The following is a 12,353-nucleotide window of genomic DNA, read 5'->3' as shown; positions in this document are numbered from 1 at the left end:
ACAGATCATTCCTTTACAAGTAACTTAAATAATTCAGTAACATCTGTTATCGTCTTGAATTCCGAACGTTTTTCGATAAAGGCTGCGCCGGTTGCAAGCGCCAGACGCTTTCTGCCGATTCGTTTATCAAACGGCACGATCGTATCCAGATCATCAACATGGGCAAGGCCGACCGTGCGGCGTATCAGCTCGCAGCCCGCAAACCCGATTGCCTCTTCAAGAATATGACTGAGCGTATCAGAAAGGTAACCGTCGATGTTGGCGTAAACATCCAAACTGTCCTTCTCCCAGGCTTCAGTGAATGTTTTTTGAAATGTTTCCCAAACCTGCTTGACATGTTGATATAACGGCTCTCTGGCATCACCGTCACGCCCGAGTGCATTCAAATATAAGTTGGCGATAAATTGGCCCACATCAAAGCCAATCGGTCCGTAAAAAGCAAATTCAGGATCAATTACCTTTGTTTCATGCTCGCTGGCAAAAATGCTTCCTGTATGCAAGTCACCGTGAATGAGTGTTTCTGCCGATGTTAAAAATGACTTTTTCAGCTTTGCGGCCTCGATTTTGACGTTGTCATTATTCCAAAGCTCTTCGACAAAAGGACGAAGCTCTTCTTCAAAATCATTTGTGTCATGGTCAAAGAAAGGGTCTGTAAAGACAAGTCTTTCCGTTATGTCGCACAGCTCCGGATTTGTAAACTGTTTAACAAGCTGTTTTTTGACCTTAGGTTCAAGCGCGTAATCCGATGAATAAAAAAGTGTTTTTCCTAGAAATTCACCGATGTGCTGTGACAGGTAAGGGTAGTTTTCGCCCTCAATGAGTCCTTTTCTTGCGATTTTCAGGTGAGAAAGATCCTCCATGACGGTAACCGCCATTTCAGTATCGGAATAGAACACTCTTGGAACGAGATGAGGGACATGCTCGCCCTGACGGATGAGAGCGCTGCTTTCGATTCTTGCGCGATCGATTGTCAGCGGCCAGCTTTCTCCGACGACTTTTGCATAAGGAACCGCCTGTTTAATGATCAACGCTCTGTCATGTTCTTGATCATAAATATGAAAAACGTAATTTAAGTTGCCGTCACCGATCTCCTGGCATGTCAGTGTGCTTTTGCTTGGAAATAAACCAAGTTTTACCGCCAGTGCCACTGCGGAGCTTTCATTTAACGTTTCGTATAAAGGTGTTTTTGTGACTGCCATTGTCATAACCTCCAATTTATGTAATCGCTAGATACGTTTGCAGCTGAAGCGCCGTAAAAAAAGCCTCCTTCTCAGAGAGAAGGAGGCTTAACATCTATGTCCGCCTCTCTTATCTCTCAGATCAGATCTGAATGGAATTAGCACCGTGCCTTAAGAGACAAGCGTCTCGGCGCGAAAAAGATGCGCCCCATTTCACAATGGAATTACGGTCGGTTGCTGTTGGGGTCAAAAGGCCAAATCCTTCGCCCAACTCTCGATAAGAGAATATATTCACTTGTTAAACAATTCTAATTTATCAGTTGATGAACATAGTAACAGGTGTTTTAGTAAGTTGTCAATCTATTTTTTAATATAAATCTTTTCTGATATCATCGAAAACAGGTATACGCTTACGCACCTCAACGCTTTCCTGAAGGTTGATTTCCGCTCGGACAATACCTTCTTCCAGGCCGCCTTCAGCAAGTACGCGCCCCCATGGATCAATAATCAGGCTGTGTCCGGCAAATTCATTATCTGGATTTGAACCGGTACAATTGCAGGCGGCGACAAAGCATTGATTTTCAATGGCGCGGGCTATAAGCAGGCTTTTCCAATGGTCAAGGCGTGGAAGAGGCCATTCCGCGGAAATAAACAGCACGTTGGCACCTTTTGTCGTATGTTTTCGGATCCATTCCGGAAAACGGATATCGTAACAGATCAGCCCAGAGCATTTGACGCCATCAAGCTCAAAGTACCCATCTTCTGAACCGGCTGATAAATACACATGTTCATCCATCAGCTGAAAGAGATGGGCTTTTCTATATTCCTTAATGATTTGTCCTTCCTTATCTGCAATGTACATCGTATTATAAACATCAGAATCCTCTCTGACAGCAACTGATCCGGCAACAATATGAACGCCATGTTTTTTAGCCGTTTTCTTTAGCCAGCTCTGAGCTGAACGACCGTCTTCATCAGCCAGCTCATCAAGATTGGCCAGATCATATCCGGTCGTCCATAGTTCAGGCAGAACAATCACATCAGCATGTTTGCTTTCTTTTTCGATAAACCTTTCAGCCTTTTTTATATTTTCTGAAGGTTTTCCGTAAGAAATATCAAATTGAAGACAAGATATCGTCCATTTCATTTTTTACGCCCCCAAATTTTTCTTTACTTTTTTGATTTAACCATATATGATGATGGACTATCATTTCAAGATTTTTTTAGAAGGTGAGAATAGATGATATTTGAACAGTCTCATGTATTGAAGGAATTGCCTAAACAGTTCTTCGCTTCTCTGGTGCAGAAAGTGAATCGAAAGCTCGCGGAAGGACACGACGTGATCAATCTTGGACAGGGAAATCCGGATCAGCCGACTCCGGAGCATATCGTCGAGGAAATGAAACGGGCTGTTGCCGCTCCTGAAAATCATAAATACTCGTCTTTTCGCGGCTCGCACAGTCTGAAGTCAGCTGCTGCAGCATTTTACAAAAGAGAATACGGTATTGATCTCGACCCGGAAACTGAAGTTGCTGTATTATTCGGCGGGAAAGCGGGTCTTGTCGAGCTCCCGCAATGCTTGCTGAATCCCGGTGATACGATTTTAGTGCCCGATCCGGGTTATCCTGATTACTGGTCAGGTGTCACACTTGCGAAAGCAAAGATGGAAATGATGCCGCTTGTAAAGGAAAGGGCGTTTCTTCCCGATTATAGCAGCATCGCAGCTGAGGTGAGGGATCAGGCAAAATTGATGTATTTAAATTATCCGAATAATCCGACCGGGGCTGTTGCTACCTCTGAATTTTTTGAAGAAACCGTGAGCTTTGCAAAAGAAAACGGGATTTGTGTCGTTCACGATTTTGCTTATGGCGCTGTAGGATTTGACGGGAACAAGCCGTTAAGCTTTTTGCAGACTGAAGGTGCGAAGGATATTGGCATCGAAATTTACACGCTGTCAAAAACGTATAACATGGCAGGATGGCGGGTCGGCTTTGCCGTTGGAAACGCTTCGGTCATTGAAGCGATTAATCTTTATCAGGACCATATGTTTGTCAGTCTTTTCAGAGCGACTCAGGAGGCTGCAGCGGCGGCACTGCTTGCTGATCAAACGTGTGTGGCGGAGCAAAATGCCCGCTATGAGAGCAGGCGAAACGCTTGGATCGCGGCATGCCGGGAGATTGGCTGGGAAGTGACAGCTCCGGCAGGTTCATTTTTTGCATGGCTGCCTGTGCCTGAAGGCTATACATCTGAGCAGTTCTCCAACCTTTTGCTGGAAAAAGCGAATGTGGCGGTTGCGGCTGGAACCGGCTTCGGTGAATATGGCGAGGGCTATGTCAGAGTCGGACTGCTGACAAGTGAAGAAAGACTTGAGGAAGCGGCCTATCGAATTGGGAAACTGAACCTGTTTACCCAAAAAAGCATTGACAAGATTTGATAACGATGGGATAATTCAAAATAATTTATAAAATCTATATTTTCTTATCAAGAGCAGGCAGAGGGACGAGCCCGATGAAGCCCGGCAACCGACTTGTAAAGCACGGTGCTAATTCTTGCAGCTGGCGGCTGAGAGATAAGATTCGGACGAGAAACGAAACCTCTTTAGACGCGATTGCTGTTTGAAGAGGTTTTTTTATATGGATGAAAATGAAAGGAGCTCTGGCATGAGTGAGTTATTAGCGACATATCTCCTGACAGAACCGGGAGCCGATACGGAGAAAAAAGCAGAACAAATCGCAACAGGATTGACAGTGGGCTCCTGGACGGATCTGCCCCTTTTAAAACAGGAGCAAATGCAAAAGCACGAGGGGCGGGTGATAAAGGTTGAGGAGATAGAGGGAACTCCTGCATCAGGAAAACAAGCAGTGATCACAATTGCCTATCCTGAAATCAATTTCTCTCAGGACATTCCGGCTTTGCTGACAACAGTGTTTGGCAAGCTGTCGCTGGACGGAAAAATCAAATTGCTTGATCTTCATTTCTCAGAAGCATTTAAGCGCACGCTGCCGGGACCGAGGTTTGGCATATACGGCATCCGAAAGCTGCTTGGGGAGTTTGAAAGACCGCTGTTAATGAGCATTTTTAAAGGAGTTATCGGAAGAGATCTGAATGATATTAAAGAACAGCTCAGACAGCAGGCACTAGGCGGAGTTGACTTGATTAAGGACGATGAAATTTTCTTTGAAACAGGTCTGGCGCCTTTTGAAACAAGAATTACAGAGGGAAAGCAGATATTGAAGGAAACATATGAGCAAACCGGACATAAAACGCTGTATGCGGTGAATTTGACTGGGCGCACGGCTGATTTGAAAGACAAAGCGAGACGCGCCGCCGAATTGGGAGCGGATGCACTTTTGTTTAATGTCTTTGCTTATGGCCTGGACGTCATGCAAAGCCTTGCGGAAGATCGTGAAATCCAGATCCCGATTATGGCGCATCCAGCTGTCAGCGGGGCGTTTACGTCTTCTCCGGATTATGGCTTTTCTCACGCTCTTCTGCTCGGAAAATTAAACCGGTATTGCGGTGCTGATTTCAGTCTCTTTCCGTCTCCATACGGTTCGGTCGCGCTTCCGAGAGAGGATGCGCTCGCGATTCACGAAGAATGTGTGAGAGAGGATGCCTTTAATCAGACATTTGCCGTTCCGTCAGCAGGCATTCATCCCGGCATGGTTCCGCTGTTGATGCGGGATTTCGGCATAGATCATATTATTAACGCCGGAGGAGGCGTACACGGACATCCGAATGGCGCCCAAGGCGGAGGCAAAGCGTTCAGAGCCGTCATTGATGCTGTTTTGGAAGCCCAGCCGATTGATGAAAAAGCCAAGCAATGCAAGGATCTGAAGCTTGCGCTAGATAAATGGGGAAAGGTTGAGGAAGAATGACGACTCGAAAACCTTTCATTATTTGTGATTTTGACGGAACCATCACGATGAACGATAACATTATAAGCATTATGAAAACGTTCGCTCCGCCGGAATGGACGGCATTAAAAGATGGCGTGCTCTCCAAATCGCTGTCGATTAAGGAAGGTGTCGGGCGGATGTTCGGCCTTCTGCCGAGCAGTTTAAAAGAAGAGATGACGAGATTCGTATTGGAAGATGCAAAAATCAGGGAAGGCTTTCGGGAATTTGTAGCGTTTGTCAAGGAGCATGAGCTTCCGTTTTATGTCGTAAGCGGAGGTATGGATTTTTTTGTGTATCCATTGCTTGAAGGCATTGTGGAAAAAGACCATATTTATTGCAACCATGCGTCATTTGACCAAGACTATATTCATATTGACTGGCCGCATTCTTGCAAGGGAACGTGCAGCAATCAATGCGGATGCTGCAAGCCGTCGGTGATACATGACCTTTCTGAACCGAACCAATATATCATCATGATCGGTGATTCCGTTACAGATGTGGAGGCGGCAAAGCTGTCTGACCTTTGCTTTGCAAGGGATTATTTATTAAACGAATGCCGAGAGCGTAACCTGAATCATCTCCCGTATCACGATTTTTATGAGATTAGAAAAGAGATTGAGAACGTAACGGAGGTACAGGAATGGCTGCAAAACAAGAACGCTGGCGAGAGCTCGCTGAAGTAAAACGGGAATTGGCAGAAAGAGATTGGTTTCCGGCGACTAGCGGCAATCTGTCAATTAAAGTTTCTGATGAGCCTTTAACATTTCTCGTAACCGCGAGCGGGAAAGATAAACGAAAAGAAACCGATGAAGATTTTCTGCTGGTGGATCAAAACGGAGAGCCTGTCGAAAGCGGGCATTCTTTAAAACCGTCAGCGGAAACACTCCTTCATACACATTTGTACAATAAAACCAATGCAGGATGCTGTCTGCACGTTCATACGGTAAACAATAATGTCATCTCAGAGCTGTACGGAGACCAAAAGAAAATCACATTCAGAGGCCAGGAAATCATAAAAGCGCTCGGCCTGTGGGAAGAGAATGCAGAAGCGACCATACCGATCATTGAAAATCCGGCTCATATTCCGACGCTCGCGGCACTGTTTTCGGGAGAAGTTTCAGAAGATTCAGGTGCTGTTCTGATCCGAAATCACGGCATTACCGCTTGGGGGAAAACGGCATTTGAAGCAAAAAGAGTGCTTGAGGCATATGAATTTTTGTTCAGCTGCCATTTGAAATTGAAAACACTCCAGCACCAGCTGGTTAAATAAAAAGGAGGAACTGAAATGGCAACAATTCGAATTCATAATGAGGCAAATACAACCATTGAGAATCAAGAGGAAGTAGCAAGTTTTCTGGACAGTCAAGAGGTGATTTACGAGCAATGGGATATTGCGAAGCTCCCTGATCAGCTTTCAGAGAAATATGATCTGACAGAAGGAGAAAAACAGCAAATTCTTGATACCTTTGAAGCTGAAATTAAAGATATCTCAGCCCGCCGCGGTTACAAAGCGCAGGATGTTATTTCCTTGTCAGACAGCAACCCAAAACTTGATGAACTGCTTGAGAACTTTAAAAGAGAGCATCACCATACAGACGATGAGGTTCGTTTTATCGTAAGCGGACACGGCATTTTTGTCATTCAAGGCAAGGACGGCACGTTTTTTGATGTCCGTTTAAATCCTGGAGATTTAATCTCCGTGCCTGAAAATATCCGCCATTACTTCACGCTTCAGGAGGACCGCAAAGTTGTCGCGGTGAGAATCTTTGTCACAACTGAAGGCTGGGTTCCGATTTATGAAAAAGACAGTGTGAATCAATAAGCAGGAAAAGCCCCGTTCATCGAACGGGGCTTTTTAGATTTATTGCAAACGCCACTTTTCATATTGTGACATTTCTTTTTTTATCAGCATCCAAATCAAACCTAAAACAGCTGCATCGTCAATGATCCCAAGACCGAGGATAAAGTCCGGAATAATGTCGAGAGGCATGGCGATATATAAGAGCGCAGCAGCTAGAAGCAAAAGGGTTTTCACTTGTGAACGGGGATAGTCACCGTTTCTCCAATCGCGGAGCATTTGAAAAAAAACCTTGATGTGCTGAATCGATTTTTTTCGGTTTTTCCTTTTTAACATCGCTTTACCGCCTGCTGCTCCGAGCATCATTGCTTTTCTTTTCTTCATTGAGCATACCTCCTGCCTAGCGATGTGTTTAAGATATTCTTCATCTGGGTATTGTTCTTCTAATCCTATCAATATATCTATTATACCTGAAAAAATAACTTATTTTAATGAAAATATGTTTACAAATAAAGTATAATCTGTAATAATGCACAATAACCCAATCAAACTTGTTTCCTATTTCTTAGCGGCGAGGGGTGAAGTGAATGGGCGGTTCTTCTGAACAAGAAAGATTGTTGGTGTCTATTGATGAAAAAAGAAAGTTAATGATAGATGCCGCTAGAAAGCAGGGGTTTACAGGGCATGACACGATCAGACACAGTCAGGAGCTGGATTGTTTAATGAACGAATATCACCAGCTCATGCAAGAAAACGAACTTTCTCAAGGGATTCAAGGCCTTGTAAAGAAATTAGGCTTGTGGCCTCGCAGAGATGTTATGCCAGCATACGATGCTAATAAATAGCGGCGCTATCAAATGCATATATAAAGAGAGAGCTTTTCTGAAGCGCTCTTTTTTTCTGGAAAAATTCATATGAAAGAGGGAACTAATGAAAGAACTGGCGATTCTCATTACTGAAATGGTTAATCAATTTCATGATGCTTTTATTTCTTTCTGCGGAATGTTGGGGATTCATTTAACCGACAAAGAAATGCATTTTTGGGTGATCGGCATTTTTGGCATTTTCTTTTTCGGCGTCACGCATGCTGTGTTTAAATGGTTATCTAAATGGAGCATGACAGCCTTGTCCTTTATCTATACCGTTACAGTCATCATCGTTATCGTATTTGCGATTGAAATTCAGCAAAAGGTGACGGGAAGAGGGAATATGGAGTTTTTAGATGCCACGGAAGGTTTAAAGGGGTTTTTAGTATTCTTTATGTTTTTTTTGCTGCTGAAACTGCTGGTGCGCTTCATTAACAGACTCTTTTCTGGCAGGACAGCAAACAAGTCGAATGGCAATGCCCGGTCACGAAAATAAAAACCCTCCTGACAAGGTCAGGGGGGCTATGAATCGGATACGGGGAGGGTGATCGTTACCTCTGTGCCTCTCCGCGCTTCACTTTCAATATGAATGGAGCCGCCGTACATCAGCACGATCCGTTTACATACAACAAGGCCGAGGCCGGTTCCTTTTTCTTTGGAAGTCACAAAGGGAAGGAAGATATGATCAAGCATTTCCTGAGAAATCCCTTCACCGTTATCGACAACTTTGATAACGGCCTTTTTATCTAAAGCTCCCAGGGAGATCGTCAGTTTGCCTCCATCAGGCATTGACTCAAGGCCGTTTTTTGCTACATTTAAAATCACTTGTTTAATATGATCTTTTGTACATTTTACGAGTAAAGGCTGCTCGGTTAAATATTGTAATTCGACTTCAACATTGTATAGATTGCCCTCAGAATAGATGATCGGCAGAATTTCACCGATAATATCCTGAAGCGAGTTCAGCTCCCATTTTTCAGCTGTCGGCTTGCCGAGAACGAGAAACTCACTCACAATTTGATTGATGCGCTTGATCTCCTGTTCAATAATGGAGAAGTACAGCTGATCTTCTTCACCTTTATATTTCTTTTGAAGCAGCTGAATAAAGCCGCTGATACCGGTGAGCGGGTTGCGGATTTCATGGGCTGTGCTGGCAGCAAGCGTTCCGATCAGCTCTAATTTTTGCGCCTCGTTTTCCGAGCGCTCCAGCTGGGTCTGCCGCTTCAGCAAATAATACAGCACGAGAATAAAAAGGATATTCAGCAGTACAATACTGCATGAAAGCGGAAGCAAAAGGCTTTTCGTCAGTTCTTCTATTGTGACCGGGTTCGGATATACTTTCATATTCCAGCTGATATCATCCAGATAGCCGCTGACTGGTTTCTGATCTTCTGCATGAGAGGCCTGTCCGCTCGAAAAAATCATTTTTCCGTCTTGGTTTACAACTTCAATGTAAACATCAGGACTCAGCAAGTTAATGAGATTTTTTAAATAATCAACCTGAATAGCTGCGACAAGATAATCTGTCACATTTCGTTTTGAATCCAAAACAGGGACAGAAATGGTGAAAATCGGCTGGCCTGTAATTCTGCTCGAATAACTATCTGAAATGACTGTCTTTTTTGTTTCCTTCGCTTTTGTAAAAAAAGATCTGTCGGCCAGGTTTACTTGCGTTTTTAATTCTGTTGTGCTTGCGGTGACATCTCCTTTGGCATTCAGTAAATAGAGACCGGAAAACCTCGGCTCCGAATCAAAGGTTTTTTTCAAAATCGACTGCATTTTCTTTATATCAACCGGTCTGTCGATGGCGATGGACAAGGAAGTCATTCTCGCCTTTGTTTCTCCGATTAAATAGTTGATTTTGTTGCGGTGAAGGTTCAGCAGGACACTCGCTTCTTGCTTATGTTCTGCAGCTATTGTATCTTTTTCTTTTTCATATACGAAAAAGCTGATGACGATTGCCGGAATCACGACTAGTATCAGATAAAGTTTGACACTCCCGCAGGCGCCTTTTAGTATTTTCAATTTGCATCGCTCCAACATACACCTGATTAGAGGTATTATATCATTGTTTCTTCTTCTTTAATAAGAAAAAATAACCAAAAAAATTAGAAAAAGATGTTTAGATGCTTATATCATAAAAAAGAAGAGAAATATTGGAAAGATTTTTATTGACATTTCGGTCTTTGTTTATTAATGTTTCTCTGTAACGGTTTCTAAAAGGATGATTGAGACATGACAGAAAAATCACTGAAATTATTTATCGTGCTGTCGCGCGCGTATCGGTCTATTAATGATCATATGAATAAGCATATTCATAAGCATGGACTGAATCCGACTGAATTTGCTGTGCTGGAGCTGTTGTACCATAAAGGCGATCAGCCGCTGCAGCAGATAGGGGATAAAATTCTCTTGGCTAGCGGGAGTATCACATACGTTGTAGATAAGCTGGAGAAAAAAGAACTCCTCATTCGGAAAGCGTCTCCTACAGATAGACGAGTGACATTTGCACAAATCACTGAAAAAGGCATCGGTCTTTTGGATGATATTTTCCCTGGTCATGCTGCAGAAATTGATGAAATGATCAGCGTATTAAGTGAAGAAGAGGTAGAGATGTGCACGGAAATGTTAAAAAGAGTAGGCTTAAACGCAAAACAGTTTCATAATAAGTAAAAAAAGGAAGCCTGATATTCATAAGGCTTCCTTTTTTCTATTTCTCATTTGTTTCCGCTGCGCCTCTTGGCAAGATGAGAACTTCAACGCGCCGGTTTTTGCCTCGGCCTTCCGCAGTTTTGTTGGAAGCCACCGGTTTATACTCCCCATAGCCCTTAGCACTGAACACTTTTGCGTCGAGCTTAGGGTTTTCAATCAGGAGCCCCATAAAGTTTACCGCTCTCATGACGCTTAAATGCCAGTTTGATTGGAATTCGGAATTTTTAATTGGCATATTATCAGTATGTCCGCTGATAATGATATTTCTCGGCGGATTAATCACAAGAAGGTTGGAAATCTCTTGTGCAAGCGGAACATCTTCCTTACGGATGGTCGCTTTCCCAGAATCAAAGAAGATGCTGTCTTTAATCGTAATCAAAAGCCCTTCACTAGTCATCTTTGTTTCTAGCTGATGTTCCAGCTTTTTATCTTTGATGAACTTGTCCACCTGGCTTTTCACACTTTGAAGTTCTTTTTGATCAGCTGCTTTTTCTTTCTTGTTTTTCTCTTTTTCTTTCTCTTCTTTATCCTTTTGAACTTTATCGATTCCATCTTTCTCCTCTTTAGGAGGGGTGACACTGGAATAGTCCATTACACCGGTGCCGCCTGTAAAGACTTCATTAAATGATTTTGAAAGCATCTTAAATTTAGCTACGTCAATCGAGCTGCTCGCATACAGCACGATAAATAATGCCAGGAGAAGAGTTAGGATGTCGGCGTAAGGAACGAGCCATGATTCATCAACGTGCTCGTCCTCATGCTTCTTCTTCTTTTTTCTCGCCATTTTGCGCCTCTCCTTGTTCTGCAAATTTCAAGCGGTCCTTCGCAGGAAGGTACATTAAAAGTTTTTGTTCGATGACTTTCGGTGCCTGTCCTTCTAAAACGGATAAAACACCTTCAATCATGACCTCACGCAGTTTTACTTCTTGTTTTGATTTACGTTTTAATTTGTTTGCGAAAGGATGCCATAATACATATCCCGTAAAGATACCGAGAAGGGTGGCAACAAAGGCTGCACTGATGGCGTGTCCGAGCTCATCTGTATTGTCCATATGAGAGAGGGCGGCGATCAGACCGATTACGGCGCCAAGTACTCCAAGTGTCGGCGCGTATGTTCCTGCCTGTGTGAAAATAGCGGCTCCGGTTTGGTGCCTGTCTTCCATCGCTTCGACTTCCTCTGTCATGATATCTCTGATAAATTCCGCACTTTGCCCGTCAACAGCCATGCTGAGCCCGTTTTTCAGGAAAGCGTCATCTACATCCTCAATGCTTGCTTCTAAAGCAAGCAGACCCTCGCGGCGTGCAAGCTGAGCCCATTCAGAGAACTTAGGAATGAGCTCCTCTATTGTGAGCTGCTTGTTTTCTTTAAATAACACTCGGAACAGCGCAGGCACGTTTTTAATTTCTTTTGTTGGGAACGCAATAACGACTGCTGAGATTGTCCCGGCAATAATAATTAAAATGGCAGCTGGGTTTGCAAGCGCGCTGAAGCTGACGCCTTTTAGAACCATTCCCACACTCAATGCCACAAAAGCAAGAATAATACCAATTAACGAAGTTTTATCCATAGTTTTCACCAAATCCTTTTTTACTAGCTTGTCTATGGTTAATATCGGTTTTGGTGCCCGGAACTTTAGGGACATTGTGAATTTGTTCATGAAATTTTCAAGGAAGAGGCATAGAAGGGAGAAATAAACAAAATGAGCTTTTCAAAATTGAAAAGCCCTGGGGTTTAATGAAAGTGGCAGTTTGCTTGCAGGCTTTCCTTCAGATTGTTTTCATATATGAGTAGAAATAAATATTCACTGTGTATAAACATGTTCCATCCCTCCTTAAAAAAAGTGTAAAGGATAAAGGGAAGCAGCGCTTCGAGGGAAGGGATGGTATTTTCTCAGTCAAG

The 12,353-nt window shown here is 43.4% G+C and carries 14 protein-coding genes and 2 riboswitches; of the genes, 8 read left to right on the top strand and 6 right to left on the bottom strand.

The genetic code is table 11. From position 1 onward, the window contains the following. Window positions 1-5: 5 nt before the first annotated feature. Entirely contained in the window at window positions 6-1,199 is a 1,194-nt protein-coding gene (gene mtnK, locus V756_RS0120435) for an S-methyl-5-thioribose kinase (protein WP_024716304.1), read from the bottom strand. A gap of 106 nt (window positions 1,200-1,305) precedes the next feature. Beyond that, a riboswitch (SAM riboswitch) is annotated at window positions 1,306-1,462 on the bottom strand. An 83-nt stretch (window positions 1,463-1,545) separates the two neighbouring features. Then, on the bottom strand, window positions 1,546-2,325 hold the full coding sequence (locus V756_RS0120430) for a carbon-nitrogen family hydrolase (protein WP_024716303.1): 780 nt from the start codon (window positions 2,323-2,325) through the stop codon (window positions 1,546-1,548). 93 nt (window positions 2,326-2,418) lie between these two features. On the opposite strand from V756_RS0120430, the gene mtnE reads away from it, so the two are divergent. The 5 genes from mtnE (at window position 2,419) to mtnD (ending at window position 6,899) form a co-directional block, all read left to right on the top strand. After that, on the top strand, window positions 2,419-3,612 hold the full coding sequence (mtnE, locus tag V756_RS0120425; RefSeq protein ID WP_024716302.1) for a methionine-glutamine aminotransferase: 1,194 nt from the start codon (window positions 2,419-2,421) through the stop codon (window positions 3,610-3,612). Between the two features lie 41 nt (window positions 3,613-3,653). Then, window positions 3,654-3,754: riboswitch (SAM riboswitch) on the top strand. Between the two features lie 84 nt (window positions 3,755-3,838). Then, window positions 3,839-5,056: a 2,3-diketo-5-methylthiopentyl-1-phosphate enolase gene (mtnW, locus tag V756_RS0120420; protein ID WP_032682213.1), complete on the top strand. Its 1,218-nt coding sequence runs from the start codon at window positions 3,839-3,841 to the stop codon at window positions 5,054-5,056. Continuing rightward, window positions 5,053-5,760 (top strand): 2-hydroxy-3-keto-5-methylthiopentenyl-1-phosphate phosphatase, encoded by a 708-nt coding sequence (gene mtnX / locus V756_RS0120415; RefSeq protein ID WP_024716300.1) that lies wholly within the window; start codon window positions 5,053-5,055, stop codon window positions 5,758-5,760. The genes mtnW and mtnX overlap by 4 nt, the downstream gene beginning before the upstream one ends. Beyond that, window positions 5,718-6,347 (top strand): methylthioribulose 1-phosphate dehydratase, encoded by a 630-nt coding sequence (locus V756_RS0120410; protein WP_024716299.1) that lies wholly within the window; start codon window positions 5,718-5,720, stop codon window positions 6,345-6,347. Before mtnX ends, V756_RS0120410 begins: the two co-directional genes overlap by 43 nt. A gap of 15 nt (window positions 6,348-6,362) precedes the next feature. Beyond that, the gene (mtnD, locus tag V756_RS0120405) at window positions 6,363-6,899 is read left to right on the top strand and encodes an acireductone dioxygenase (protein ID WP_024716298.1); all 537 of its coding nucleotides are present in this window, start codon (window positions 6,363-6,365) and stop codon (window positions 6,897-6,899) included. Between the two features lie 39 nt (window positions 6,900-6,938). Here the strand turns inward: mtnD and V756_RS0120400 are convergent, their stop codons facing one another. Continuing rightward, a complete protein-coding gene (locus V756_RS0120400) occupies window positions 6,939-7,259 on the bottom strand; it encodes a YkvA family protein (protein ID WP_024716297.1) in 321 nt (106 codons plus the stop codon). A 203-nt stretch (window positions 7,260-7,462) separates the two neighbouring features. Here V756_RS0120400 and spo0E point away from each other — a divergent pair, with 203 nt between their 5' ends. Together spo0E and V756_RS0120390 are read left to right on the top strand one after the other, a co-directional pair. Beyond that, window positions 7,463-7,720: an aspartyl-phosphate phosphatase Spo0E gene (spo0E, locus tag V756_RS0120395; protein ID WP_024716296.1), complete on the top strand. Its 258-nt coding sequence runs from the start codon at window positions 7,463-7,465 to the stop codon at window positions 7,718-7,720. 85 nt (window positions 7,721-7,805) lie between these two features. After that, window positions 7,806-8,237, top strand: coding sequence for a hypothetical protein (locus V756_RS0120390; RefSeq protein WP_024716295.1), 432 nt, complete (start codon window positions 7,806-7,808; stop codon window positions 8,235-8,237). Window positions 8,238-8,263: 26 nt separating this feature from the next. Here the strand turns inward: V756_RS0120390 and kinD are convergent, their stop codons facing one another. Beyond that, window positions 8,264-9,784 carry a sporulation kinase KinD gene (gene kinD, locus V756_RS0120385; RefSeq protein ID WP_081719935.1) on the bottom strand — a complete coding sequence of 507 codons (1,521 nt, stop codon included), beginning with the start codon at window positions 9,782-9,784 and terminating at the stop codon, window positions 8,264-8,266. A gap of 192 nt (window positions 9,785-9,976) precedes the next feature. Here kinD and mhqR point away from each other — a divergent pair, with 192 nt between their 5' ends. Beyond that, window positions 9,977-10,414, top strand: coding sequence for a MarR family transcriptional regulator MhqR (gene mhqR, locus V756_RS0120380; RefSeq protein WP_024716293.1), 438 nt, complete (start codon window positions 9,977-9,979; stop codon window positions 10,412-10,414). 37 nt (window positions 10,415-10,451) lie between these two features. On the opposite strand, the gene motB is transcribed toward mhqR, so the two are convergent. Both motB and motA read right to left on the bottom strand, forming a co-directional pair. Then, window positions 10,452-11,237, bottom strand: a complete 786-nt coding sequence (gene motB, locus V756_RS0120375; protein ID WP_024716292.1) for a flagellar motor protein MotB — start codon at window positions 11,235-11,237, stop codon at window positions 10,452-10,454. After that, window positions 11,209-12,021: a flagellar motor stator protein MotA gene (gene motA / locus V756_RS0120370; protein WP_024716291.1), complete on the bottom strand. Its 813-nt coding sequence runs from the start codon at window positions 12,019-12,021 to the stop codon at window positions 11,209-11,211. The genes motB and motA overlap by 29 nt, the downstream gene beginning before the upstream one ends. Window positions 12,022-12,353 lie beyond the last annotated feature (332 nt).

Source organism: Bacillus tequilensis KCTC 13622, assembly GCF_000507145.1.
Lineage (GTDB): Bacteria > Bacillota > Bacilli > Bacillales > Bacillaceae > Bacillus > Bacillus tequilensis.
The sequence above is the reverse complement of the archived record's forward strand: the minus strand, read 5'-3'. Positions and strand labels throughout refer to the sequence as shown.

What these genes read in the sequence shown, in the direction of transcription:
- mtnK (WP_024716304.1), bottom strand. Translation starts at nt 1,199, where the DNA reads ATGGCAGTCACAAAAACACCTTTATACGAAACGTTAAATGAAAGCTCC.
- V756_RS0120430 (WP_024716303.1), bottom strand. Translation starts at nt 2,325, where the DNA reads ATGAAATGGACGATATCTTGTCTTCAATTTGATATTTCTTACGGAAAA.
- mtnE (WP_024716302.1), top strand. Translation starts at nt 2,419, where the DNA reads ATGATATTTGAACAGTCTCATGTATTGAAGGAATTGCCTAAACAGTTC.
- mtnW (WP_032682213.1), top strand. Translation starts at nt 3,839, where the DNA reads ATGAGTGAGTTATTAGCGACATATCTCCTGACAGAACCGGGAGCCGAT.
- mtnX (WP_024716300.1), top strand. Translation starts at nt 5,053, where the DNA reads ATGACGACTCGAAAACCTTTCATTATTTGTGATTTTGACGGAACCATC.
- V756_RS0120410 (WP_024716299.1), top strand. Translation starts at nt 5,718, where the DNA reads ATGGCTGCAAAACAAGAACGCTGGCGAGAGCTCGCTGAAGTAAAACGG.
- mtnD (WP_024716298.1), top strand. Translation starts at nt 6,363, where the DNA reads ATGGCAACAATTCGAATTCATAATGAGGCAAATACAACCATTGAGAAT.
- V756_RS0120400 (WP_024716297.1), bottom strand. Translation starts at nt 7,259, where the DNA reads ATGAAGAAAAGAAAAGCAATGATGCTCGGAGCAGCAGGCGGTAAAGCG.
- spo0E (WP_024716296.1), top strand. Translation starts at nt 7,463, where the DNA reads ATGGGCGGTTCTTCTGAACAAGAAAGATTGTTGGTGTCTATTGATGAA.
- V756_RS0120390 (WP_024716295.1), top strand. Translation starts at nt 7,806, where the DNA reads ATGAAAGAACTGGCGATTCTCATTACTGAAATGGTTAATCAATTTCAT.
- kinD (WP_081719935.1), bottom strand. Translation starts at nt 9,784, where the DNA reads ATGTTGGAGCGATGCAAATTGAAAATACTAAAAGGCGCCTGCGGGAGT.
- mhqR (WP_024716293.1), top strand. Translation starts at nt 9,977, where the DNA reads ATGACAGAAAAATCACTGAAATTATTTATCGTGCTGTCGCGCGCGTAT.
- motB (WP_024716292.1), bottom strand. Translation starts at nt 11,237, where the DNA reads ATGGCGAGAAAAAAGAAGAAGAAGCATGAGGACGAGCACGTTGATGAA.
- motA (WP_024716291.1), bottom strand. Translation starts at nt 12,021, where the DNA reads ATGGATAAAACTTCGTTAATTGGTATTATTCTTGCTTTTGTGGCATTG.